Source organism: Pseudomonas sp. MWU349 (assembly GCF_017947325.1).
Lineage (GTDB): Bacteria > Pseudomonadota > Gammaproteobacteria > Pseudomonadales > Pseudomonadaceae > Aquipseudomonas > Aquipseudomonas protegens.
In genome coordinates this window covers 327,927-352,337 of sequence record NZ_JAFEVP010000005.1, presented here as the reverse complement: position 1 = coordinate 352,337, position 24,411 = coordinate 327,927, and the positions used below count along the sequence as shown (strand labels likewise).

Here is a 24,411-nt window from a genome sequence, read left to right as displayed (position 1 = left end):
TGCTCACGAGTCTTTGCGGGTCGGCTCTTCGACTTTCTGCGCCTGCACGTCGATGGTGTGCGGCTGGTTCAACGGCGCGCTCTGCTGCGGCTGAACCGGTGGCACAGGCTGCGCCGCTGGCGGGACCACGGGTTCGGCAGGCTTTTCGTCGTCATTCATGGCCTTGCGAAAGCCCTTGATCGACTCGCCGACGTCGGTGCCCAGGTTCTTGAGCTTCTTGGTGCCGAATACCAGTACCACGACCACCAGGATGACGATCCAGTGTTTCCAGTCAAAAATGCCCATGCTGCGTTTCCTCTTAGAAAGTTGTTCAGGCGGACGGACGCGAGGCTTTCTCGGCGTGTCCGGACAAACCGAAGCGGCGGTCCAGCTCATCGAGCACGGCCTGGGGATGCTGCCCCAGCTGCGCCAGCATGACCAGGGTGTGGAACCACAGGTCCGCGGTTTCGTAGATCACATCGCTGCAGTCGCCGCTGATGGCGGCGTCCTTGGCGGCGATGATGGTTTCCACCGATTCTTCGCCGACTTTTTCCAGAATCTTGTTCAGGCCCTTGTGGTACAGGCTGGCAACGTAGGAGCTGTCGGCTGCGGCGTCTTTACGCTCTTCCAGCACCTGGGCCAGACGGGTGAGGGTATCGCTCATGTCAGTGTCCTGCAGAATAGATCGCGTGCGGGTCCTTGAGGACCGGTTCGACGGTTTTCCACTCGCCATCTTCATAGACGCGGTAGAAACAGCTGTGGCGGCCGGTATGGCAGGCGATGTCGCCGATCTGCTCAACCATCAGGATGATCACATCGGCGTCGCAGTCCAGGCGCATTTCATGAAGCTTCTGCACGTGCCCGGATTCTTCGCCCTTGCGCCACAGCTTGCCACGGGAACGTGACCAGTAGATGGCGCGGTTCTCGGCAGCGGTCAGGCTCAGGGCCTCGCGGTTCATCCAGGCCATCATCAGTACGCGCCCGGTCTTGTGATCCTGGGCGATGGCCGGCACCAGGCCGTCCGCATCCCATTTGATCTGGTCCAGCCAATCTTTCATTTTCGACTCCGACAACCGGGCTCGACCCGCTGGTGACGCCTCGGCGATTTCGACAGTTTGCCAGCAGGTCGCGCCACTGGCTATCGGCGAACGATCAGATACAAACCGACCGCAATCATGATGCCAGCAGGCCAGTGCCCCAGCTCATGCAATGGACCGCCGGCGGCCAGGACCGCGCCACCGCCCAGGTGGGCAGTGCCCAGCAGGCGCAGGAACCAGTCGTCCTTGCGCTTGTGCCAGGGCGCAGGCGGATCGGCGGCATGGGGTTGCGACATGCGCTCCAGCAGGTCGCGGGTCATGTTGGCCAGGTGCGGCAATTGTTCGATCTGGCTGTGGATATTGCCGAGCACGGCCTTGGGGCTGACCCGTTCGCGCATCCAGCGTTCGAGGAAGGGTTGCGCGGTGTTCCACAGGTCCAGGTCCGGGTACAGCTGGCGACCCAGGCCCTCGATGTTGAGCAGGGTTTTTTGCAGCAGCACCAACTGCGGCTGCACTTCCATGTTGAAGCGCCGGGCGGTCTGGAACAGGCGCATCAGCACCTGGCCGAAGGAAATGTCCTTCAGCGGTTTTTCGAAGATCGGTTCGCACACGGTGCGGATTGCCGCCTCGAATTCGTTGAGCTTGGTTTCCGCCGGGACCCAGCCGGAATCAATGTGCAACTGGGCCACGCGGCGGTAGTCGCGCTTGAAGAAGGCAAACAGGTTGCGGGCCAGGTAGTCCTGGTCTTCCGGGGTCAGGCTGCCGACGATGCCGCAGTCGATGGCGATGTACTGCGGGCTCCAGGGCTGTACGGTGCTGACGAAGATGTTGCCCGGGTGCATGTCGGCGTGGAAGAAGCTGTCGCGGAACACCTGGGTGAAGAAGATCTCCACGCCACGCTCGGCGAGCATCTTCATGTCGGTGCGCTGGTCGGCCAGGGTGGCCAGGTCGGTGACCTGAATGCCGTAGATGCGCTCCATCACCAGCACTTTGGGCCGGCACCAGTCCCAGTAGACCTGGGGCACATAGAGCAGCGGCGAGCCTTCGAAGTTGCGCTTGAGCTGGCTGGCGTTGGCCGCCTCGCGTAGCAGGTCGAGCTCGTCGTAGATGGTTTTCTCGTAGTCGCTGACCACGTCCACCGGGTGCAGCAGGCGCGCGTCGGCGGAGAGCTTTTCCGCGGCCCGGGCGAGGATGAACAGCCACGCCAGGTCCTGGGCGATGATCGGCTTGAGGCCTGGGCGGATCACCTTGACCACCACTTCTTCGCCAGTCTTGAGCTTGGCGGCGTGCACCTGGGCCACCGACGCCGACGCCAGGGGCTCGATGTCGAAACGGCTGAACACGTCGCTGATCTTCTTGCCCAGCTGCGCTTCGATCAGGGCTACGGACTTTTGCGAGTCGAACGGTGGCACCCGGTCCTGCAACAGCATCAGCTCGTCGGCGATGTCTTCGGGCAGCAGGTCGCGGCGGGTGGAGAGGATCTGCCCGAACTTGATGAAGATCGGTCCCAGGTCCTGCAACGCCAGGCGCAGGCGTGCACCGCGGCTCAGGTCCAGCGGCTTGCGCGGGAACCAGCGCCAGGGCAGGGCGAAGCGCAGGGCCAGGAGGAACCAAGGCAGGGGCAGGTCGAACAGCAGGTCATCGAGGCGGTAGCGGATCACGACGCGCTGGATGCGCAACAGACGGCGGACGGCAAGCAGCTTCATGCGTTATCGCTTGGGTCAAGGGATCGGGAAAGGCGCTCCAAGCGCGCCTCGAGACGGTCCAGGTCGAGTTTGGCCTGATCCAGCTCGCGAAAGCGCGCTTCGGCTTCGCGCTGACCCACCAGGGTCCGCGATTCTTCGGCGAGGAATTCGGCGAGGTTCTGGTTGAGGCTGGCCAAGCCTTGCTGATACCAGCGGGCGCGGCTGCGCACGTGGCCGCTGAACAACTGAGTGGCCACCGGGCCCAGCCAGCGTGAGAGTTCGTATTCCCAATCCAGCTCCAGGTCCTGAAGGATCGCTGCCAGGTCCAGCAGCACGCCGCTGTCACCTTCCAGCTCCACTTCGGGGCCGTGCAGGACCGCGGTCTTGTCCTTGCTCAGGGCCAGGCGCACCAGGCTCGAAGCCGGCGCGCGCAGGGTGCAATCCAGGTCCGCGGCCCACTGGGTGGCGAGCATCAGGCCCTCATCGCTGGGCAGGATGAACAGCTGCAGCGCCGGGTTGCGGCAGTCCACGGCTATCACCTTGCCATTGAGGTGCTGCAGGCGCGGCAGCGCCGTGCTGTCCAGGCGCAGCACCCGATTGATGCCGGTCTCGACGCTGGCGAGCAGGCCGCTGAGCAACATCAGGGCTTGATGCCGCGGTGCAGGGCAACGATGCCTGCGGTCATGTTGTGATAGGTGACGCGGTCGAAACCGGCCTCGACCATCATCGACTTCAGGGTTTCCTGGTTGGGGTGCATGCGGATCGATTCGGCCAGATAGCGGTAGCTTTCCGAGTCGTTGGTGATCAGCTTGCCGGCCAGGGGCATGAAGGCGAACGAGTAGGCGTCGTAGACCTTGGACATCAGCGCGTTGGTGGGTTTGGAGAACTCCAGCACCAGTAGGCGACCGCCGGGCTTGAGCACCCGCAGCATGGAGCGCAGGGCGTCTTCCTTGTGGGTCACGTTGCGCAGGCCGAAGGCGATGGTCACGCAGTCGAAATGGTTGTCCGGGAACGGCAGTTTTTCCGCATCGGCCTGGACGAACTCGACGTTGCCGGCCACACCCAGGTCCAGCAGGCGGTCACGACCGACCTTGAGCATGGATTCGTTGATATCGGCCAGTACCACTTGGCCGGTCGGGCCTACCAGGTGGGAGAAACGCTTGGTCAGGTCGCCCGTGCCGCCGGCGATGTCCAGTACGCGATTGCCGGCGCGTACGCCGGACAGCTCGATCGTGAAGCGTTTCCACAGCCGGTGCATGCCACCGGACAGCACGTCGTTCATCAAGTCGTACTTGGCCGCTACCGAGTGGAACACCTCAGCGACTTTTTCCGCTTTCTGGCTTTCAGGAACATTCTTGAAGCCGAAGTGAGTGGTGGGTTCGGCATCGCTGCCTTTGCGCTGATCAGTCATATCGCTGTCACCAAAAGAGAATGCGGGACATTCTAATGCCGGTGGCGGTCTTTGTCTTGGCAAGGCTGAATGTAAGATAGCGATCCGCCGGGACGTTTTGACGCACTCAGGGTCAAGATGCTTCAGGCAAGTCCCGAAACAGCAGGAGACCTTCAATGGCCCGTATTAGTGTTGAACGTGCCCATGGCCTGGGCAAGCAGGCAGCCCGTGAAAAGGCCGACAAACTGGCGCAGAAACTCGCCGATCAATATGGCCTGGAGCCGCAGTGGGCAGGCGATACCCTGAACCTCAAGCGCTCGGGCGTCAAAGGCGCGGTGCATGTGGGTGAAGAGTCGATCCGCATCGACGTGGAACTGGGGATGTTGATGTCGGCCATGAGCGGCACCATCAAGTCGGAAATCGAAAAGGCTCTGGACAAGGCCCTGGCCTGAACCGGCTCCTACATGAATTCATGACAGTCGTTAGGGTGCCGATTCTAATTTTTCTCTCTAGGTTGTGCCTCAGGTCCTCTTTCCGAGGGCAGTTCCTCAAACCTTCTGCGCGTGAGGTGCACCATGGCCAAAGTAATTCTGAAGAAAAAAGTTGATGCCCAATCGACTGCTCTGAGTGAAGTCAAAACCTATGCCCGCAAGATCTGGCTGGCAGGCCTGGGGGCCTACGCCAAAGTCGGTCAGGAAGGCAGCGAGTACTTTCAGGAGTTGATCAAGGCTGGTCAATCCGTTGAAAAGAAAGGCAAAAAAGTTGTCACTGAACAACTTGAAGCGGCCAACAGTCAGATAGATGGCGTTAAAGGGGATGTCAGCACTCTTAAAGGCAAAGTCGAAGTGCAACTGGACAAGGTCGAGAAGGCTTTTGACACGCGCGTCGCCAGTGCCTTGAATCGTATCGGCATTCCGTCTAAACATGACGTTGAGACACTCTCTGCTAAGCTCGATGAGCTGACGGCGTTGCTCGAACGTGTCGCGCGTAAACATTAAGGAGAACGGGATGGCTGGTAAAAAGAATACTGAAAAAGAAGGCAGCTCGTGGATCGGGAAAGTCGAAGAGTACTCCCGTAAAATTTGGCTTGCTGGTTTAGGCGTGTACTCGAAAATCGACTCTGACGGCAGCAAGCTTTTCGAGACATTGGTCAAAGATGGTGAGAAAGCCGAGAAACTGACCAAGAGCGTAGTCGGCAAGAAAGTTGATGCGGCAAAAGATTCCGCAACTTCGGCCAAGTCGCGTATCAGCGACGTCAAGGATCGTGCCCTGGGTAAGTGGGATGAACTGGAAGGTGCTTTCGACAAGCGCTTGAACAGCGCCATCTCGCGTCTGGGCGTGCCTAGCCGCAACGAAGTCAAGGCATTGCACGACAAGGTCGATACCCTGACCAAGCAGATTGAAAAACTCACAGGTGCCAAGGTTGCGCCGGTTGCAGCCAAAACTGCAGCGGCCAAGCCTGCTGCAAAACCCGCAGCCAAGCCTCTGGCCAAGCCTGCCGCTAAGCCTGCCACCAAGGCCGCCGCTAAACCCGCAGCCAAGCCGGCCGCGAAAACCGCAGCCGCCAAACCGGCTGCCAAGCCTGTAGCGGCCAAGCCCGCGGCCAAACCAGCAGCCAAGCCCGCGGCGAAAACCGCAGCGGCCAAACCAGCGGCCAAACCGGCCGCCAAGCCTGCAGTGGCGAAAAAGCCTGTGGCCAAGAAGCCTGCGGCAGCCAAGCCAGCAGCCAAGCCCGCTGTCGCGGCCAAGCCTGCAGCCCCGGCCCCGGCCAGCTCGGCGAACTCCGCCGCAGCCCCGAGCCCGGCTGCAACCCCGACTGCCGCGCCAGCTCCAGCGACGCCAAGCAGCCAGTCCTGATCGCATCAGGAACAAAAAAACGCCCGGCCTGGGAAGGCCGGGCGTTTTTTATTGAGGCGTTCTAGCCCTGCTCATCCAGGTAGCGTAGCGCCATCTGTTCGGTGGCCATCTTTGCGGGCGGCAGCAGGTGTGGCGCCACCAGCATCATGATCTGGTAGACCACCAGCCGGACTTCGCCTTCGCGATCAAGAATCCGCTGGTAATCCAGAGAGAACAACAGGGTCATGGTGATCTGTTCCACCAGTTGCCCCAGGGCCTGGGTGCCGCTGACCAGTTGCCCCTGAGCCTTGAGCCGGGCCAGCAAGGAGGCCAGGGTGCGTTTCAAGGCATTGAGCAGGTTGCGAATGCCCTTGGCCAGTTTTGGCAGGCGCCCGGCCAGGTTGGACAGGTCCTGAAACAGAAAGCGGTAGTGGGCCAGGCGTTCGACGATCAGGTGCAGGAACAGCCAGTAGTCTTCCGCCGCCAGCTGGACGTCGGACGGTGGATCCAGCAACGGCGTCAGTTCGCTCTGAAAGCGCTCGAACAGGCCGAGCACCAGTGGCTCCTTGCCGTGGAAGTGGTAGTAGAGGTTGCCGGGGCTGATCCCCATCTCATTGGCCACCTCCATGGTGGAGACATTGGGCTCGCCCTTTTGGTTGAACAGTTGCAGGGCACATTCGAGTATCCGGTCGCGGGTCTTCATCCTGACTTCTTGTCGGTCCATTGAAGGGGCACGGCTCCGGTGTGGAACCGTGGTGCAAAGTGTCTTCAGCGCACGCGCACGTAGGTGCCTGGCGCAGCCTCCATCGGTGGATAGTTCTGGTTGCCCAGGGTGGTGAGGGTTTCCCGCTGCGCCCCCGAACGCTCCTGGACCCAGGTCAGCCACTGGCTCCACCAGCTGCCGTCCACATGCTTGGCATCGTAGTACCAGGCCCGCGGGTCGCTGCTGAGCTTGCGGTTCTCCACGTAGTTGGCCTTGGGATTGCTCGGCGGGTTGAGGATGCTCTGCACGTGGCCGCTGTTGGACAGCACGAAGCGCCGTTCGCCGCCCAGCAGCAGGGTCGAGCGGTAGACCGCGTCCCAGGGCGTGATGTGGTCGTTGATCCCGGCCACGCTGAAGCTGTCCACCGTGACCTTCTGCAGGTCGATCGGCGTGCCGCAGACTTCCAGCCCGCCGACATGGCTCAGGGGGTTGTGCTTGAAGAAGTCCAGCAGATCGCCGTGCAGCGCGGCCGGCAACCGGGTGCTGTCGTTGTTCCAGTAGAGAATGTCGAAGACCGGCGGCTCCTTGCCCAGCAGGTAGTTGTTGACCCAGTAGTTCCAGATCAGGTCGTTGGGGCGCATCCAGGCGAACACCTTGGCCATGTCGCGACCGTCCAGTACCCCTTGCTGATAAGAGCGACGCTTGGCCGCTTCGAGGGTCTTCTCGTCGGCGAACAGCGTTGCCGGGCTGTCCATCTGGCTGTCCAGCAGGCTTACCAGGTAGGTCGCGCTGGACACCCGGCGCAGCTGGCGCTTGGCCTGCAGATGGCCTTGAAGGGCGGCGATGGTCAGCCCTCCGGCACAGGCTCCCACCAGGTTGACTTCGCGACTGCCGGTAATCGCCCGGGTGACGTTCAGCGCTTCTTCGGCCGCTTCGACGTAGGTCGACAGACCCCACTCGCGGTGCCGCACATCCGGGTTGCGCCAGCTGACCATGAACACCTGCAGGCCGTTTTTCAGCGCGTACTGGACGAAGCTGTTGGTCGGGCTCAGGTCGAAAATGTAGTACTTGTTGATTTGCGGCGGCACGATCAGCAATGGCTTGGCGTACTGTTTTTCGCTCATGGGGCTGTACTGGATCAGCTCCAGCAATTCATTGCGAAACACCACTGAGCCCGGGGTGACCGCGAGGTTCTTGCCCACTTCGAAGGCGTGCTTGGTCACCTGGCTGGGCAACCCGTTGTTGTGCAGCAGGTCATCCAGCAGGTTGCCGATGCCCCGCACCACGCTGTTGCCCCCGGTGTTGAAGATCTCCTTGAGGGCCAGGGGGTTGAGCAGGGTATTGGAAGGCGCAACGGCATCATTGAGCAGGGAAAAGGCAAAGTGTGCCCGGGCCCGGTCGTCCTCGCTCATGCCACTGTCGTCGATCCAGTGGCGCACCTGCTTCTGCCAGCTCAGGTACGCCTGCAGGCCGCGCCGGTAGAAGGGGTTGAGGCTCCAGGCCGGGTCGGCGAAGCGGTTGTCCTTGGGGTTGGTCTTGTGCAGGGTTTCCCCCAGCAGCACACGCCCCAGCTGGCCGCCCAGGGCCAGGGTATGCCGGGCACTGTGCAACGGATTGCGCAGGCTATGGGCCGCCAGGCTGCGCAAGGTGGAGAACAGGTCCCGGCCGCGCAGGCCGGTGATCGCGCTCTGCGCATTGATATACGCGGCGGGTGACGGCAATGAGCCCGTCGCAGGTTTGTCTTGCATGAGTCAACACTCCTTCGTCAAACCACTAACAAGCAGACCAATCCAAGACAGACAACATAGTCGGTCCTGGCCCTTCTTGCGCGCGACGATCCTGTCGACAGGTATCTTTTACTTGGTAGGGCGCACAGGTTCGGGATGCGGGTGCATCACCGCCCTTTGGCGTTCTTCCTGGAGGAACTTCATGATGATCGGGGCGACGGCCTCGGCCCGGGTGATCAGGAACAGGTGGCCATCATCGATGATGTGCAACTGGGCATTGGGTATGCGCCAGGCCAGCATGCGCATGTTGATCAGGGGAATCAGCGGGTCGTCATCGCCGGCCAGCACCAGGGTCGGCTGATGGATCTTGTGCAGCCAGTGAATGCTGGTCCAGCCCAGGCCCGCGAACAGCTGCCAGTAATAGCCGAGCTTGCCGGCCGAGCGCACCTTGGCTGCGTGTTCGGCTGCCAGGCTCGGGTCGCGGCGGAAGGAGCCGCCATAGATCAGCGGCGCGATGCGCATCACATGGGAGGGCTGCACGTAGCGCCGTGGGCTGGCCATCATCCACAGCACCTTGGGTTTGCCCGGGACCATGAACGCCCCGGCCGCGGTGGCGGCCAGCACCAGCTTCTTGCAGCGCTCGGGGTAGTCGTAGGCGAACTGCTGGGCCAGCGCGCCGCCCCAGGACACACCCACTGCATTGACCTGGCCGTAGTCCAGGTAGTCGAGCATCCGCGCGGTGAGCTTGGCCAGCCCGGGAAAGCGGTAGGGCCGGCTCGGCGTAGAGGAGCCGCCGACACCGGGCACATCGAAGGCGATCACCTCGAGGTCCGGATCCAGGGCCTGGACAAAGGGAAACACCAGCTCCAGGTTGGCGCCGATGCCGTTGAAGATCAGCAGCGGCGTCAAGTGCGGCTTGCCTGGGCGTACCGCGGTGCGGATGGTCTGGCCATCCAGGTCGACGGTGCGGAATATGAATGAGTGTGGCATGCCGTAGCCCTGTGAATTAAACCGTCGCAGCCGCCATCCCGGGCGCCCTGCGGATTTCCTGAGGCCGAGCCTCTTGTCAAGAATAGGGCTTGGCAGAGCCTCCTGGCGCCGCCGTGTCGATGGTCGGGGCTCAGCGCTCGTGGACGTAGGTCCCGGGCGCCGCTTCGGCGGCTGCATACTTCTTGTTGCCCAGGCTGGTGGGTGCCGGCTTCAGGTCACCTGAGCGCTCGGCCTGCCAGGCCTGCCAATGCAGCCACCAGGAATCGGTGTGCTTGATCGAGTTTTCCTGCCACTGGTCGGGGCAGGCCGGAATGTCGGTGCTGGTCATGTAGCGCGCCTTGGGGTTGCCAGGCGGGTTGAGGATGCTCTGGATATGGCCGCTGCTGGAGAGCACGAACTCGACGTTGCCGCCAAACAGCTGCGCCGACTTGTAGCAGGACTTCCACGGGGTGATGTGGTCGTTGGTGCCGGCCAGGGAGAAGATATCGGCGGTCACCTGCTTGAGGTCGATCGGCGTGCCGCACACTTCCAGTGCATTGGGGCGCACCAGCGGGTTGTTCTTGAACATTTCGATCAGGTCGCCGTGGAAGGCGGCGGGCAGGCGAGTGGTGTCGTTGTTCCAGAACAGGATGTCGAACACCGGCGGCTCGTTGCCCAGCAGGTAGTTGTTGACCCAGTAGTTCCAGATCAGGTCGTTGGGGCGCATCCAGGCGAACACCTTGGCCATGTCGCGGCCTTCCAGGACTCCGGCCTGATAGGAGTGGCGCTTGGCCGCTTCCAGGGTCTGCTCGTCGACGAACAGCGCTACCTGGGTGTCCAGGGTGGTGTCCAGTACGCTGACCAGCAGGGTCAGGGCGTTGACCTTCTTCTGCCCCAGCGCCGCGTAGTGGCCCAGCAGCGCGGTGCAGGTGATGCCGCCGGAGCAGGCGCCGAGCATGTTCACGTCCTTGCTGCCGGTGATCGCGGTCACTACGTCGACCGCTTCTTTCAGGGCTTCGATGTAGGTGGACAGGCCCCATTCGCGCTGGGCCTTGGTGGGGTTGCGCCAGCTGACGATAAAGGTCTGCACGTTGTTGCGCAGGCAGAAGCGCGCCAGGCTCTTGTCCGGGCTGAGGTCGAAGACATAGAACTTGTTGATCTGCGGTGGCACCACCAGCAGCGGGCGCTCATGCACCTGCTCGGTGATCGGCCGGTACTGGATCAGCTCCAGCACGTCATTGCGAAACACTACCGCGCCTTCACTGGTGCCCAGGTTCTTGCCCACTTCGAAGGCGTCCATGTTGACCTGGCTGGGCATGCCGCCGTTGTGCACCAGGTCCTTGGCCAGATGGGACAGGCCGTCCAGCAGGCTCTTGCCACCGGTTTCGAAGAAACGCTTGACCGCTGCGGGGTTGGCCGCGCTGTTGGTCGGGGCCATGGCTTCGGTCATCAGGTTGATCACGAAGTGACCGCGGCTGATGTCCTGCTCGGACAGGCTGCTGTCGTCGATCCAGTCGTGGAGCTCCTTGCGCCACGCCAGGTAGGTTTGCAGGTAGCGTTTGTACAGCGGGTTCTGGCTCCACGCCGGGTCGTTGAAGCGACGGTCGTCGCTCTCCGGCTGCAGGGTGGATTTGCCGAACATCACGTTCTTGAGTTCGATGCCGAAATGGGCGACGTGCTTGACGCTGTGGATGGGTTGTTTGATGGCCTGGGCAAGCACCATTCGAGCGGAAGTAAGCAGGTCCTTTCTACGCAAGCCAATGACCGGATTGAGCCCCAGGGTGTTTTCCGAGGCTTGGCGTTTCAGGTCATCGTTATTCTTGTTACTCATCTACGACGCTCCATTGTCCTGAGACGAGTACCGGACCTGCTGTGCAGTCACACAGCACGATGCCAGGTACTACTGCTCGGGTGACCGTTGATTGCGCACCGCTGCTTTTTTGTTCCGAAAGCTCTGCAGGGAACTTGCCAGCTCCATTGGTTACCCGAGTTTAATTTTTTCCGCAAGCAGGCCATTCATTGGCCATACAGCCAAGCATTCAAACAGATGAAATTAGAAAATGCCCTCTAAACCATCAGAGCCTTGAGCTAGAGCATCAGCTTGACGATGGACTCGTTCGGATCGCGGGATTTTCCGGCAGCCTTGAGCTCCGCCAGGTAGTCGTTCCACAGCTCGTCCTGGCGCAGCGCCAGTTGGTAGAGGTAGTCCCAGGTGAACAGTCCGCTGTCATGACCGTCGTCGAAGGTCAATTTCAGTGCGTACTGGCCCGCCGGTTCAACCTTGGTCAGGCCGACGCCAAGCTTGCCGAATTGCAGGATGGGTTTGCCGTGGCCCTGGACCTCGGCGGAGGGAGAATGCACCCGCAGGAGTTCTGCAGGCAGGTGATAGACCTCGTCCGGCCCGTAAGTCAGGGTCAGGGTTTTCGAGGCTTTGTGCAGGTTGATACCGGTGGGAAGTTTGCTCATGACCTGTAGTCCTTCCGGCAGGAGCCGGCTTGCTGGCGATCGGGGGGAGGCCCTATCGCTGGCAAGCCAGTCCGTGCATGGGTGGCGAAGGTTTACAGGATATAACGGGAAAGGTCTTCGTTCTGCGCCAATTCGCCCAGGTGGCTGTTGACGTAGGCGGCGTCGATGCGGATCGGCTCTTCGCTGTGGGCGCTGGCCAGGTCACCGGCACTGAACGACACCTCTTCCAGCAGGCGCTCGAGCAGGGTGTGCAGGCGACGGGCACCGATGTTCTCGGTCTTCTCGTTGACCTGCCAGGCGATTTCCGCCAGGCGCTTGATGCCCTCGGGCAGGAACTCGATGTTCAGGCCTTCGGTCTTCAGCAACTCGCGATATTGCTCGGTCAGCGACGCGTGCGGCTCGCTGAGGATGCGCTCGAAGTCTTCCGGCGACAGCGCCTTGAGTTCCACGCGGATCGGCAGACGGCCTTGCAGCTCCGGTACCAGGTCGCTGGGCTTGCTCAGGTGGAAGGCACCGGAGGCAATGAACAGGATGTGGTCGGTCTTGACCATGCCCAGCTTGGTGTTGACGGTGCAGCCTTCGATCAGCGGCAGCAGGTCACGCTGCACGCCCTCGCGGGAGACGTCCACACCGCCGGCGTTGCCGCGCTTGGCCACCTTGTCGATCTCGTCGATGAACACGATGCCGTGCTGCTCGACGGCTTCCAGGGCCTTGGCCTTGAGTTCTTCGTCGTTGACCAGGCGGCTGGCTTCTTCGTCGCGTACCAGCTTGAGCGCTTCCTTGACCTTGAGCTTGCGGTTCTTGCGCTTGCCCTTGCCCATGTTGGCGAACAGGCTCTGCAGCTGGTTGGTCATTTCTTCCATGCCCGGTGGCGCGGAAATGTCGACGCCTGCAGCTTCCGCCACTTCGATCTCGATTTCCTTGTCATCCAGCTGGCCTTCGCGCAGGCGCTTGCGGAACAGCTGGCGGGTGTTGGAATCATGGGCCGGGGCCGCGTCGTCGCTGTTGAAGCCGGTACGTGCCGGTGGCAGCAGGGCATCGAGGATGCGTTCTTCGGCGGCGTCTTCGGCGCGATGGCGAACCCGGATCATTTCCTGTTCGCGGAACATCTTGATCGCCGCGTCGGCCAGGTCGCGGATGATGGATTCAACGTCGCGGCCCACATAGCCGACCTCGGTGAACTTGGTGGCCTCGACCTTGATGAAGGGCGCGTTGGCCAGCTTGGCCAGGCGACGGGCGATCTCGGTCTTGCCGACGCCGGTCGGGCCGATCATCAGGATGTTCTTGGGGGTCACTTCAACGCGCAGCTCGGCCGGCAGTTGCATCCGGCGCCAGCGGTTGCGCAGGGCGATAGCGACGGCGCGCTTGGCATCGTCCTGGCCGATGATATGGCGATTGAGTTCGTGGACGATTTCGCGGGGTGTCATGGACATAGTAATTGGCGGTCCTCAAGCGGGAATGAATGCCGTGGCGCAAGCGCCGCAACAGGCTTATTCCGCGAGATCCTGCTCCTCGATGGTTTGAGTGTGGTTGGTGAATACACAGATGTCGCCGGCGATGCCGAGGGCGGTCTCGACGATTTCACGGGCCGACAGGTCGGTCTTTTTCAGCAGGGCGCTGGCGGCGGCCTGGGCGTAGGCGCCACCGGAACCCATGGCGATCAGGCCGTCTTCGGGCTCAACCACGTCGCCATTGCCGGTGATGATCAAGGATGCATCCTTGTTGGCCACGGCCAGCATGGCTTCCAGGCGGCTCAGGGAGCGATCGGTACGCCATTCCTTGGCCAGCTCGACGGCGGCACGGACCAGATGGCCCTGGTGCTTCTCCAGTTGGCCCTCAAAGCGCTCGAACAGGGTGAAGGCGTCGGCGGTGGCCCCGGCAAAGCCGGCGATGACCTGGCCGTGATAGAGGCGGCGGACTTTTTTCGCGTTGCCTTTCATCACGGTGTTGCCGAGAGAAACCTGGCCGTCGCCGCCCATGACGACTTTGCCGTGGCGGCGGACTGAAACGATGGTGGTCAAGGGGGGAGTCTCCACACAGCGGGGCGAAAGTGCCCTGATGGAAACTCATATGGGGGTGGCCGGACGTTTTTCAACCGGAGGCTGTAGCGAGGGACCGGCGGTCATTGTTGCAAGTTGCGAGAGCTTCGCCGGCAAGCCCGCTCCTACGGGGTGTTTGCAGGAGTGGGCGTGCCGGCGGTCAATCGCGTAGCGGTCGGCTTAGCGGTTCTGGCGCTGTTGTAACAGCAGGTTGCTGAAGCCGGCGCCGGCCAGTTGCTTCTGCGCCACGGTCAGCTGTTCGCGGTTGCTGAACGGGCCCACCAACACCCGGTACCAGGTTTCATCCTTCACCGTGCCGGACTCCACCGAGACCGACTGGCCCAGCAGGATGATCTGCGCCCGGACCTTGTCGGCATCGGCTTCCTTGCGGAACGAACCGGCCTGGAGGAAGAACTTGGTCACCGGCGCCGCCTTGGCCACCGGTGGCGCTGGTGGCGGGGTGATCCCGGCCAGGGCTGCCTGGGCACGGGCGGTGTCGATCTTGGCCGCTTCCGCCGGGGTTACCGGAGTGGTCGGCACTGGCGGCACCTGTGGCGTGGGCAGGGTTTTTTCCGGCACGGCTTCCGGCGGCACGATGACCTCCGATTCCGGCAACAGGGTGTAGAAGTCGTATTTCGGCTTCACCGGTTGCTGGGGGCTCGGCGGGGTCTTGTTGGCCTCGGCGATCTTGGTGGCTTTCTGCTGTTCGATCTTCTCGCGCTTGACGCTGTCGCCGCCCTTGCCGGGCTCGAGCTTCATCAGGAACACGATGAAGGCACCGATGGTCAGGCCGATGGCCAGCCACAACCAGCCCGGAATCGGCTTCTTGGCCGGGGCCTGGTAACGGCTGGCGCCACGCTTGGGTGCAGGTTTTTTCTTGGCAGCCAACTTACATTTGCTCCAGGACTTTGAGGCCCAGCAGTTCCAGACCTTGCTTGAGGGTGCGCCGGGTCAGCTCGGTGAGGCGCAGACGGCTGTGCATCTGGGTCGGCGTCTCGGCTGCCAGGATCGGGCAGTTTTCATAGAAGCTGGAGAACAGGCCGGCCACGTCATACAGGTAGGTGCAGAGGATGTGCGGCGTGCCCTTCTCGGCGACGTTGTTGAGGATCTCGCCGAATTGCGCCAGCTTGGCCGCCAGCTCCAGTTCCTGGGCGGCGTGCAGTTCGATCTGCCCGCCAACTTCGCTGAAATCCTTGCCCAGCTTGCGGAACACACCGGCGGCGCGGGTGTAGGCGTACAGCAGGTACGGCGCGGTGTTGCCTTCGAAGTTGAGCATCAGGTCGAAGTTGAAGCTGTAGTCGCTGGTGCGGTGCTTGGACAGGTCGGCGTACTTCACCGAGTCGATGCCCACCACCTTGGCGATGCTGCGCAGGTCGGCTTCCGGCAGTTGCGGGTTCTTTTCCTTCACCAGGGCGTAGGCACGCTCTTCGGCTTCGGTCAGCAGGTCGATGAGCTTCACGGTGCCGCCGTCGCGGGTCTTGAACGGACGGCCATCGGCGCCGTTCATGGTGCCGAAGCCCATGTGCTCCATTTCCATCGGATGGGTCACGAAGCCGGCCTTGCGGGCCACGGCGAACACTTGCTGGAAGTGCAGGGCCTGGCGTTGGTCGACGAAGTACAGGGCGCGATCGGCCTTGAGCTTGCCGCTGCGGTAGCGCACGGCCGCCAGGTCGGTGGTGGCGTACAGGTAGCCGCCGTCGGCCTTGACGATGATCACCGGCAGCGGCTCGCCTTCGGCGTTCTTGAACTCGTCGAGGAACACGCACTGGGCGCCGTTGCTCTCCACCAGCAGGCCCTGGGCCTTGAGGTCGTTGACCACGTTGATCAGGTCGTCGTTGTAGGCGCTCTCGCCCATCACGTCGGCCATGGTCAGCTTGACGTTGAGCAGCTCGTAGATCTTCTGGCAGTGGGACAGGGAGATGTCCTTGAACTTGGTCCACAGCTCCAGGCAGTCCGGGTCGCCGGCCTGCAGCTTGACCACCAGGCCGCGGGCGCGGTCGGCGAAGGCTTCGGACTCGTCGAAGCGCTGCTTGGCGGCGCGGTAGAAGTTCTCCAGGTCCGACAGCTCGTCACTGGTGATGGGGTTTTCTTCCAGGTAGGCCATCAGCATGCCGAACTGGGTGCCCCAGTCGCCCACGTGGTTCTGGCGGATCACGGTGTCGCCGAGGAACTCCAGGACCCGGGCCACGCCGTCGCCGATGATGGTGGAGCGCAGGTGGCCAACGTGCATTTCCTTGGCCAGGTTGGGCGCCGACATGTCGATCACGGTGCGCTGCGCCGGGCCGGCCTTGCGTACGCCCAGGTGGTCGTCGCCCAGAGCGGCGTCCAGGCGCGCGGCCAGGGCCTGGGTGTTCTGGAAGAAGTTGATGAAGCCGGGGCCGGCGATTTCCGCCTTGCTCAGGTCTTCATGGGCCGGCAGGGCGGCGATGATTTTCTCCGCCAGGTCGCGCGGCTTCATGCCGGCCGGCTTGGCCAGCATCATGGCGATGTTGCTGGCGAAGTCGCCGTGGGTCTTGTCGCGGGTGTTTTCGACCTGGATCGCCGGCGTCAGGCCTTCTGGCAACACACCTTCGGTGACGAGTTGGGTGATGGCTTGCTGGATGAGCTGGCGAATGGTGTCTTTCATGGTCTTCTCTTTCGACCGCTGGTGCGGCGGCGCTTCGGTGCGCAGGTGGAAAAACTGGGCATTATCCGTTGCTGGAACGGGCTTGCCAACTATAGAGGACTGCTTGGGGATCGATGGCGGCATTCGATTGCCTTCGCCGACAAGCCCGCTCTTGCGGGTTTGATGCTGCCCATTGTAGGAGCGGGCTTGCCCGCGAAAACACGACCTCGATCAATACAGATCCACGGGATCCACGTCCAGCGACCAGCGGACCTGCCGCCCACTGGGCATCTGTTCCAGCACCAGCAGCCAACTGCTGAGCAACCGATGCAAGGGCGCTCGGGCATTGGCCTGCAGCAGCAATTGCGCGCGATAACGTCCGGCGCGCCGCTCCATCGGAGCCGGCACCGGGCCCAATAGTTCGATGCCGCCCAGATTCTGTTCCGCCAGCAGGCGCTCGGCCTCGCTGCAGGCTTCATCGAGGAACCCCTCGGCCTGGCCCGGTTTGTGGGCTTCGGCCCGTAGCAGCGCCAGGTGGGCGAAAGGTGGCAGGCCGGCCGCGCGGCGCTCGCTCAGGGCCTGTTCGGCGAAGGCGAAGTAGCCCTGCTCGGTCAACTGCACCAGCAACGGGTGGTCGGCGAGGTGGGTCTGGATGATCACCTTGCCCGGCTCTTCGGCCCGGCCAGCCCGCCCGGCGACCTGGACGATCAGTTGCGCCATGCGCTCGCTGGCGCGGAAGTCGCCGGAGAACAGGCCGCCATCGGCATCGAGGATCGACACCAGGGTCACCCGGGGAAAGTGATGCCCCTTGGCCAGCATCTGGGTGCCCACGAGGATGCACGGCTGGCCTTTCTGGATGGTGGCGAACAGCTGGTTCATCGCGTCCTTGCGCGAGGTGCTGTCGCGGTCCACCCGCAGCACCGGGTAGTCGGGAAACAAGATGCCCAGGCGCTCTTCCGCCCGCTCGGTGCCGGCGCCCACGGGGCGAAGGTCGACCTTGCCGCATTGCGGGCAATGGCGAGGAACCCGCTCCACATGGCCGCAATGATGGCAGCGCAGTTCGCCGGAACGCTGGTGCACGGTCATGCGGGCGTCGCAGCGCTTGCACTCGGACATCCAGCCGCAGTCGTGGCAGAGCAGGGTCGGGGCGAAACCGCGGCGGTTGAGGAACACCAGGACTTGCTGGCCGGCGGCCAGGGTCTGGCCGATGGCTTGCTGCATGGGGCCGGAAATGCCGCTGTCCAGCGGGCGGCTCTTCACGTCCAGGCGCAGGAAACGCGGCTGCTTGGCGCCGCCGGCCCGTTCGTTCAGGCGCAGCAGGCCGTAGCGGCCGGTGTAGGCGTTGTGCAGGCTTTCCAGGGACGGCGTGGCCGAGCCCAGGACAATGGGGATGTTTTCCTGGCGGGCACGCACCAGGGCCAGGTCACGGGCGTGGTAACGCAGGCCTTCCTGCTGTTTATAGGACCCGTCGTGCTCCTCGTCGATGATGATCAGGCCAGGGTTCTTCATCGGCGTGAACAGGGCCGAGCGGGTGCCGATGATGATGTCGGCCTCGCCATCCCGGGCAGCCAGCCAGGCGTCCAGGCGTTCGCGGTCATTGACCGCCGAGTGCAGCAGGGCGATGCGGGCGTTGAAGCGCTGCTCGAAGCGCGCCAGGGTCTGCGGGCCGAGGTTGATCTCCGGAATCAGCACCAGGGCCTGCTTGCCGGCCTCCAGGGTTTCGCGGATCAGTTGCAGGTAGACCTCGGTCTTGCCGCTGCCGGTGACCCCGGCCAGGAGAAACGCGTGATAGCTGTCGAACCCGGCACGGATGGCTTCATAGGCGGCGCGCTGCTCGCTGTTGAGCGGCAGTTCGGGCTGGGCCAGCCAGTGTTCGTGGCGCACGCCCGGTGCGTGCTTGCGCACCTCCACCTGCACCAGGTCCTTGGCCAGCAGCAGGTCGAGGCTGTCCTTGCTCAGCATCAGCTTGCTCAGCAGGGCGTGAGGCACGCCGTGGGGGTGCTGGGCCAGGGTTGCCAGGGCTTCGCGCTGGCGCGGGGCGCGAGCGATGCGCGGGTCGTCGAGCCGGGCACCGGGGGCGATCGACCAGAAGCGTTCCTGGCGAGCTTCGGCCAGCTCGCCCTGGCGCAAGAGCACTGGCAATGCCCAGCTCAGGGTGTCTCCCAGGCTGTGCTGGTAGTACTGGGCGGTCCACAGGCACAGCTTGAACAGGGCTGGCGGCAGCGGTGGTGTAGGGTCCAGCAGGGCCAGGGCCGGCTTGAGTTTTTCCGCCGGGACCTCGCTGTGATCCGCCACCTCCACCAGGATGCCGATCATTTCCCGGCGGCCGAATGGCACCCGCAGGCGCATGCCGGGGTGCAACTGGGCACGCAGCACCCCGGCCGGAGCACGGTAGTCGAACAGGCGGCGCAGGGGCGAGGGCAGGGCGAGGCGCAGGATGGCGTCGGGCACGCGGGACAATCTCGTTGAGCAGAGGGTAAATAGGCCCCGGAGCCTAACAGAGCAGCGGTGGAGTGTCCTGTATAAGCGTGCGTGGCCCCTGTACCTGCGGGGTCTGCCCGGGCATGGAGCCGGTGTTGCAGTTCAGGGGGTGGCAAAGCCTGGGCTGTCAAGGTTGCACCGGCTTTTTCTGATGGGCTGCACTCAGGATCGCTTGCGCGTTTGACGCGGTCTGGTAGAATTCGCGCCCTAATTCGTGCGGTATTCAACAATAGTGTTGGGTGGCGGCACGCTAGCCTGAGGAATACACCATGAAAGCCGATATCCATCCAGTATACGAAGCCATTACCGCTACCTGCAGCTGCGGTAACGTCATCGAAACTCGCTCCACCCTGGCCAAGCCTCTGAGCCTGGACGTGTGCAACGAGTGCCACCCGTTCTACACCGGCAAGCAAAAGACTCTGGACGTTGGCGGTCGTGTCGACAAGTTCAAGTCGCGCTTCGGTGCTTTCGGCGCAACGAAGAAGGCCTGAGGCTGATCGTTCTGGAAAGCCGATACCGACTTTCCTCGCTGATGAAAAAGGCGTCCCTAGTGGGCGCCTTTTTTGTGGGCGCGATTTGGCTGACAACGGCCGAGGCGTTTTGCCCGGCGCCCAAGGGGCTGTTGCCGGCAACGGTACTCCGGGTGGTGGACGGCGACACCCTGCATCTCAAGGATGGCCGCAGGTTGCGCATGATTGGCCTCAATGCCCCGGAGCTAGGGGGCAAGGGGCGCCCTGCCGAGCCCTTCGCCGAGGCGGCGCGGCAGCGCCTGCGGCAACTGGTGGCGCAGAGTGGTGGGCGGGTCGGCCTGCTGCTGGGGCATGAAAGGCAGGATCGTTACGGTCGTGTCCTGGCCCATGTCTATGGCGTCACTGGTATCAACTTCGAAGCCCGGTTGATCGCGGAAGGCCTGGCCTATCGGATTGCCGTGCTGCCAAACGTCGCCCTGGCGAGTTGCCAGAAGGCTGCCGAGAACCATGCGCGCCGAGCCGGGCTGGGGCTTTGGCGACGTTCACCTGTACTCAAGGCGCAGCAGATCCGCCGCGCGGGCTTTGCCTTGTTCGAAGGGCGAGTGAGCAGGGTGCAGCGCAATCGCGGTGGCCTTTGGATCACATTGCAGGGCCAGGTTGTATTGCGCATTGCACCCAATGTCCTGCGGCGCTTCGATCGCCGGCTGCTCAGTGGCCTTGCAGGGCGGCGAATCGAGGTTCGCGGCTGGGTTGTCGATCGCTCACGTCAGCCTGGCCGGCAATCTGCACATCCACGCTGGATGTTGTCAGTGACTGACCCTTCCATGCTCAGACTTATCTGATAAAGAAAAAATTGTAGACATTTTTTTAATGGATTGTGAACAGTTGAAAGCCTTGTACCCTGCGGCTCTTGGCCCAAAGTCGTACGCTAGGGGCCTTGACAGGGGTGACTGGGCAGTCTTGTGGGGACTATGCGACACGAGTATCCTCGGCGGTCCGTCTGTCCAACAGCAAAAAGCGGAATGCCCACATGTCTGATTTGAAAACTGCCGCTCTCGAATACCATGCCAATCCTCGTCCAGGAAAGCTGAGTGTCGAGCTCACCAAGGCCACTGCTACCGCTCGTGATCTGGCGTTGGCCTACAGCCCCGGCGTAGCCGAGCCGGTGCGCGAAATCGCTCGCGATCCGGAACTGGCCTACAAGTACACCGGCAAAGGCAACCTGGTTGCCGTCATTTCCGATGGCACCGCGATTCTCGGCCTGGGTAACCTGGGCCCACTGGCCTCCAAGCCAGTGATGGAAGGCAAGGGCGTGCTGTTCAAGCGTTTCGCCGGCATTGATGTATTCGACATCGAAGTCGACTCTGAAAGCCCGCAGGCTTTCATCGACACCGTCAAGCGCATTTCCATCACCTTCGGTGGTATCAACCTGGAAGACATCAAGGCACCCGAGTGCTTTGAGATCGAGCGCGCTCTGATCGAGCAGTGCGACATTCCGGTGTTCCACGATGACCAGCACGGCACCGCGATCGTGACCGCCGCCGGCATGATCAATGCCCTGGAAATCGCTGGCAAAACCCTGGCCGACGCCAAGATCGTCTGCCTGGGTGCCGGTGCTGCCGCCATCTCCTGCATGAAGTTGCTGGTGAGCATGGGCGCACAGATCGAAAACATCTTCATGGTCGACCGTACCGGCGTGATCCACTCCGGCCGCGATGACCTGAACCAGTACAAGGCGGTGTTCGCCCACGCCACCGACAAGCGCACCCTGGCCGACGCCCTGCAAGGCGCCGACGTGTTCGTCGGCCTGTCCGGCCCGAACCTGCTGAGCGCTGAAGGCCTGAAGTCCATGGCGCCGAACCCGATCGTGTTCGCCTGCTCCAACCCTGATCCGGAAATCGCCCCGGAACTGGCGCACGCCACCCGCGACGACGTGATCATGGCTACCGGCCGTTCGGACTACCCGAACCAGGTGAACAACGTCCTGGGCTTCCCGTTCATCTTCCGTGGTGCCCTGGACGTTCGCGCCAAGCGCATCAACGAAGAAATGAAGATCGCCGCGGCCAACGCCCTGCGTGAGCTGGCCAAGCTGCCGGTTCCTCAGGAAGTGTGCGACGCCTACGGTGGCATCAAGCTGGAATTCGGCCGTGAGTACATCATTCCCAAGCCAATGGATGCCCGCCTGATCACCGTGATCTCCGATGCCGTGGCCAAGGCCGCCATCGAGACCGGCGTGGCTACCCTGCCGTACCCGAAGAACTACCCGCTCAAGAGCGTGGATGATGTGTTCAACGGTTAAGCGTTTGTAGCGTCATGCAAAAAGCCCCGGCTCGCGAGAGCCGGGGCTTTTTTGTGGGCGCTTGCCCGCTGGAGGAGCGGGCAAGCCGGCGAAGGTTGCCGCGTTCACGGCTCCCCTGGCGCTAGAACAGATCGATCGGCGCCGCTTCGTCCGCCGGCAGTGGGCTGCCTGGTACGGCGCCATTGCCCAGTTCATTGACCGAAGGCGGAGTGTCTTCGCTCTTGAACAGCTCGAAGTAGGCATTGGGCGTGCCAGGTGTGGCGGCGCGGCCGCTGACCGGGTCGACCCGCAGGCTGAGAATGCCTTCCGGCTCCGGCTGGGTGTGTGGCGGCTTGTCCTTGAGGGCCGCGCCCATGAAGCTCATCCAGATCGGCAGGGCCACGGTGCCGCCGTATTCGCGGCGCCCCAGGCTTTCTGGCTGGTCGAAACCGGTCCATACGGTGGTCACGTAGTCGGCGTTGTAGCCGGAGAACCAGGCATCCTTGGACTCGTTGGTGGTACCGGTCTTGCCCGCCAGGTCGGTACGGCCCAAGGCCAGTGCGCGGCGTCCGGTACCCAGCTTGATCACGTCCTGGAGCATGCTGTTGAGGATGTAGGTGGTGCGGCCATCGATGATCCGCTCGGCAACCGCTGGGGCTTGCGTCGCTGCTGGAGCCGAGGTTTCGCCGGCCACGTTGTTGATCGTGAAGTTGTGCTCCGGGGCGGCGATGCCGCTGCTGGCCGTGTTGCCGGTGGGGGCGCTTGGCGGGTTGGCGCTGAACAGCAGCTCGCCGTTGCGGCTTTCGATCTTGTCGATGATGTACGGGGTGATCTTGTAGCCGCCGTTGGCAAAGGTGCTCCAGCCGGTGGCGATCTCCATCGGCGTCAGGGTTGCGGTACCCAGGGCCAGGGACAGGTTGCGCGGCAGGTCCTGCTTGTTGAAGCCGAACTTGCTGATGTAGTCGATGGTGCGGTCCACGCCCATGCTCTGCAGCAGGCGGATCGACACCAGGTTGCGCGACTTGTACAGCGCCTCGCGCATGCGGATCGGGCCGAGGAAGGTGTTGGTGTCGTTCTTCGGGCGCCAGACCTTGTCCAGGTATTCGTCGACGAACACGATAGGTGCGTCGTTCACCAGGCTGGCCGGGGTGTAGCCGTTATCCAGGGCCGCGCTATAGATGAACGGCTTGAAGCTGGAGCCGGGCTGGCGCTTGGCCTGCATCGCACGGTTGTAATTGCTCTGCTCGAAGGCGAAGCCGCCCACCAGGGCGCGGATCGCACCGTTCTGCGGGTCCAGCGTCACCAGGGCGCCCTGGGCGACCGGGATCTGGCTGAACTTCAGCGAGTTGTCCGCCTGACGCTGCACGCGGATCAGGTCGCCGACCTGGGCCACGTCCGCCGGTTGGCGCGGGACCGGGCCCATGCTGTTGGTATTGAGGAACGGCCGGGCCCATTTCATGCTGTCCCAGGCCACATGTTCTTCGCCGTTGCGGGTCAGCACCTGAAGGCCGTTCTTCTCTACCAGGGTGACGATCGCCGGCTCCAGGCCGCTGATGGTCCGCTGCTTGGTCAGTTCGCTGGCCCAGGCCGCCTGGGTCTTGCCTGGCAGGCGCGATTCCGGGCCGCGATAGCCGTGGCGCTGGTCGTAGGTCATCAGGCCTTCATGGACCGCGGTGTTGGCCATTTCCTGCAGATCGCTGGGCACCGTGGTGGTGACCCGGAAACCTTCGGTGTAGGCATCGCTGCCATAGCGGCCGACCATTTCGGCCCGGGCCATCTCGGCGATGTACGGGGCGTTCACTTCCGGAGTCGGTACGTGATAGCTGGCGTTCAACGGTTCGTTGATTGCCTCGGTGTAGGCCGCTTCGGTGATCTTGCCGAGCTTGTACATGCGCCCCAGGATCCAGTCGCGACGTTCCTTGCTGCGTGCCGGATTGGCCAGGGGGTTGAAGCGCGAAGGCGCCTTGGGCAGGCCGGCGATCATCGCCATCTGCGCCAGGCTCACGTCACGGATGGACTTGCCGTAATACACCTGGGCCGCTGCCTCGATCCCGTAGGCGCGGTTGCCCAGGTAGATCTTGTTGACGTACAGCTCGAGGATCTCGTCCTTGGTCAGCTGCCGTTCGATCTGCAGCGCCAGGAGGATCTCGGTGGTCTTGCGCGAGAAGCTGCGCTCGCTGGTCAGGAAGAAGTTTTTCGCCACCTGCATGGTGATGGTGCTGCCGCCGGACTGGATGTGTCCGCTCTTGACCAGCTGGGTTGCGGCACGCATCAGGCTGCTGGGGTCAACCCCGTAATGGTTAGCGAAGTTGTCGTCTTCAGCACTTAGTAACGCATTGATGAAGTTGGGCGGAATGTCGGCGAAACGTATGGGAGTACGGCGCATTTCACCGAACTCAGCGATCAGTTTGCCGTCGCTGCTGTACACCCGCAGGGGAATCTGCAACTGGATGCTTCTCAGGGCCTCAACCGACGGCAAGCCGGGACTAAGATAGAGAAACGCACCGGAGAGGGCGAGGAGGAGCCCGCAGAACACCGCGACGATGGACCACCCGAAAAACTTCAGCAGACGAATCAAGGCTTTTGGATTTCCAGAGAAAGGAATGAATTAGGCGTCAGGGCATTCACGGACATCAGGGGCCGGCCCACGCAGCAGGTAAAAGCGGAAAAAAACGCTGGGCATTATAAGCATTTTCCGCCGAGAGCGTCATTTGCCCGTCTGTCAAGACGTGACCATTGAACGCAA

General features: G+C 62.8%; 23 protein-coding genes. 6 read left to right on the top strand and 17 right to left on the bottom strand.

Annotated elements, in window-relative coordinates:
* Nucleotides 1-3: 3 nt before the first annotated feature.
* The 6 genes from KCG88_RS21670 to ubiE form a co-directional block, all read right to left on the bottom strand.
* Nucleotides 4-285 (bottom strand): twin-arginine translocase TatA/TatE family subunit, encoded by a 282-nt coding sequence (locus KCG88_RS21670; RefSeq protein WP_011058797.1) that lies wholly within the window; start codon nt 283-285, stop codon nt 4-6.
* 25 nt (nt 286-310) lie between these two features.
* Nucleotides 311-643: a phosphoribosyl-ATP diphosphatase gene (locus KCG88_RS21665; RefSeq protein WP_011058798.1), complete on the bottom strand. Its 333-nt coding sequence runs from the start codon at nt 641-643 to the stop codon at nt 311-313.
* Between the two features lies 1 nt (nt 644).
* Entirely contained in the window at nt 645-1,037 is a 393-nt protein-coding gene (gene hisI, locus KCG88_RS21660) for a phosphoribosyl-AMP cyclohydrolase (protein ID WP_011058799.1), read from the bottom strand.
* Between the two features lie 80 nt (nt 1,038-1,117).
* Nucleotides 1,118-2,722, bottom strand: a complete 1,605-nt coding sequence (gene ubiB / locus KCG88_RS21655; protein ID WP_011058800.1) for a ubiquinone biosynthesis regulatory protein kinase UbiB — start codon at nt 2,720-2,722, stop codon at nt 1,118-1,120.
* Nucleotides 2,719-3,342 (bottom strand): SCP2 sterol-binding domain-containing protein, encoded by a 624-nt coding sequence (locus tag KCG88_RS21650; protein ID WP_210713058.1) that lies wholly within the window; start codon nt 3,340-3,342, stop codon nt 2,719-2,721. Before KCG88_RS21650 ends, ubiB begins: the two co-directional genes overlap by 4 nt.
* Entirely contained in the window at nt 3,342-4,112 is a 771-nt protein-coding gene (ubiE, locus tag KCG88_RS21645; RefSeq protein ID WP_011058802.1) for a bifunctional demethylmenaquinone methyltransferase/2-methoxy-6-polyprenyl-1,4-benzoquinol methylase UbiE, read from the bottom strand. The genes KCG88_RS21650 and ubiE overlap by 1 nt, the downstream gene beginning before the upstream one ends.
* A 155-nt stretch (nt 4,113-4,267) precedes the next feature.
* Here ubiE and KCG88_RS21640 point away from each other — a divergent pair, with 155 nt between their 5' ends.
* From KCG88_RS21640 to KCG88_RS21630, 3 genes are all read left to right on the top strand, one after another.
* On the top strand, nt 4,268-4,543 hold the full coding sequence (locus KCG88_RS21640; protein ID WP_047283591.1) for a polyhydroxyalkanoic acid system family protein: 276 nt from the start codon (nt 4,268-4,270) through the stop codon (nt 4,541-4,543).
* Nucleotides 4,544-4,666: 123 nt separating this feature from the next.
* On the top strand, nt 4,667-5,089 hold the full coding sequence (locus KCG88_RS21635) for a phasin family protein (protein WP_080965369.1): 423 nt from the start codon (nt 4,667-4,669) through the stop codon (nt 5,087-5,089).
* 10 nt (nt 5,090-5,099) lie between these two features.
* Nucleotides 5,100-5,948, top strand: coding sequence for a phasin family protein (locus KCG88_RS21630; protein ID WP_210713057.1), 849 nt, complete (start codon nt 5,100-5,102; stop codon nt 5,946-5,948).
* 61 nt (nt 5,949-6,009) lie between these two features.
* On the opposite strand, the gene KCG88_RS21625 is transcribed toward KCG88_RS21630, so the two are convergent.
* The 10 genes from KCG88_RS21625 to KCG88_RS21580 all read right to left on the bottom strand — a co-directional run bounded on the left by KCG88_RS21625 (nt 6,010) and on the right by KCG88_RS21580 (nt 18,887).
* On the bottom strand, nt 6,010-6,630 hold the full coding sequence (locus KCG88_RS21625) for a TetR/AcrR family transcriptional regulator (protein ID WP_210713056.1): 621 nt from the start codon (nt 6,628-6,630) through the stop codon (nt 6,010-6,012).
* Between the two features lie 65 nt (nt 6,631-6,695).
* Complete coding sequence (gene phaC, locus KCG88_RS21620; RefSeq protein ID WP_047283594.1) at nt 6,696-8,378, bottom strand: class II poly(R)-hydroxyalkanoic acid synthase; 1,683 nt, start codon at nt 8,376-8,378, stop codon at nt 6,696-6,698.
* A 108-nt stretch (nt 8,379-8,486) separates the two neighbouring features.
* Nucleotides 8,487-9,347 (bottom strand): poly(3-hydroxyalkanoate) depolymerase, encoded by an 861-nt coding sequence (gene phaZ, locus KCG88_RS21615; RefSeq protein ID WP_011058808.1) that lies wholly within the window; start codon nt 9,345-9,347, stop codon nt 8,487-8,489.
* 130 nt (nt 9,348-9,477) lie between these two features.
* Nucleotides 9,478-11,157, bottom strand: coding sequence for a class II poly(R)-hydroxyalkanoic acid synthase (gene phaC / locus KCG88_RS21610; protein WP_210713055.1), 1,680 nt, complete (start codon nt 11,155-11,157; stop codon nt 9,478-9,480).
* Nucleotides 11,158-11,414: 257 nt separating this feature from the next.
* The gene (locus KCG88_RS21605) at nt 11,415-11,792 is read right to left on the bottom strand and encodes a DUF971 domain-containing protein (RefSeq protein ID WP_011058810.1); all 378 of its coding nucleotides are present in this window, start codon (nt 11,790-11,792) and stop codon (nt 11,415-11,417) included.
* Between the two features lie 92 nt (nt 11,793-11,884).
* Nucleotides 11,885-13,225 carry an ATP-dependent protease ATPase subunit HslU gene (gene hslU / locus KCG88_RS21600; protein WP_047283596.1) on the bottom strand — a complete coding sequence of 447 codons (1,341 nt, stop codon included), beginning with the start codon at nt 13,223-13,225 and terminating at the stop codon, nt 11,885-11,887.
* A gap of 57 nt (nt 13,226-13,282) precedes the next feature.
* Nucleotides 13,283-13,813 carry an ATP-dependent protease subunit HslV gene (hslV, locus tag KCG88_RS21595; RefSeq protein WP_003186641.1) on the bottom strand — a complete coding sequence of 177 codons (531 nt, stop codon included), beginning with the start codon at nt 13,811-13,813 and terminating at the stop codon, nt 13,283-13,285.
* Between the two features lie 198 nt (nt 13,814-14,011).
* Nucleotides 14,012-14,719, bottom strand: coding sequence for an SPOR domain-containing protein (locus KCG88_RS21590; RefSeq protein ID WP_047283597.1), 708 nt, complete (start codon nt 14,717-14,719; stop codon nt 14,012-14,014).
* Between the two features lies 1 nt (nt 14,720).
* On the bottom strand, nt 14,721-16,457 hold the full coding sequence (gene argS / locus KCG88_RS21585; protein ID WP_011058813.1) for an arginine--tRNA ligase: 1,737 nt from the start codon (nt 16,455-16,457) through the stop codon (nt 14,721-14,723).
* Nucleotides 16,458-16,667: 210 nt separating this feature from the next.
* On the bottom strand, nt 16,668-18,887 hold the full coding sequence (locus KCG88_RS21580; RefSeq protein ID WP_047335477.1) for a primosomal protein N': 2,220 nt from the start codon (nt 18,885-18,887) through the stop codon (nt 16,668-16,670).
* 299 nt (nt 18,888-19,186) lie between these two features.
* On the opposite strand from KCG88_RS21580, the gene rpmE reads away from it, so the two are divergent.
* The 3 genes from rpmE (at nt 19,187) to KCG88_RS21565 (ending at nt 21,686) form a co-directional block, all read left to right on the top strand.
* On the top strand, nt 19,187-19,408 hold the full coding sequence (gene rpmE / locus KCG88_RS21575) for a 50S ribosomal protein L31 (protein WP_011058815.1): 222 nt from the start codon (nt 19,187-19,189) through the stop codon (nt 19,406-19,408).
* A gap of 41 nt (nt 19,409-19,449) precedes the next feature.
* Nucleotides 19,450-20,229 (top strand): thermonuclease family protein, encoded by a 780-nt coding sequence (locus tag KCG88_RS21570; protein WP_210713054.1) that lies wholly within the window; start codon nt 19,450-19,452, stop codon nt 20,227-20,229.
* 188 nt (nt 20,230-20,417) lie between these two features.
* On the top strand, nt 20,418-21,686 hold the full coding sequence (locus tag KCG88_RS21565; protein ID WP_047283601.1) for a malic enzyme-like NAD(P)-binding protein: 1,269 nt from the start codon (nt 20,418-20,420) through the stop codon (nt 21,684-21,686).
* A gap of 121 nt (nt 21,687-21,807) precedes the next feature.
* Here the strand turns inward: KCG88_RS21565 and KCG88_RS21560 are convergent, their stop codons facing one another.
* Complete coding sequence (locus KCG88_RS21560) at nt 21,808-24,243, bottom strand: penicillin-binding protein 1A (RefSeq protein ID WP_047283602.1); 2,436 nt, start codon at nt 24,241-24,243, stop codon at nt 21,808-21,810.
* Between the last annotated feature and the right edge of the window lie 168 nt (nt 24,244-24,411).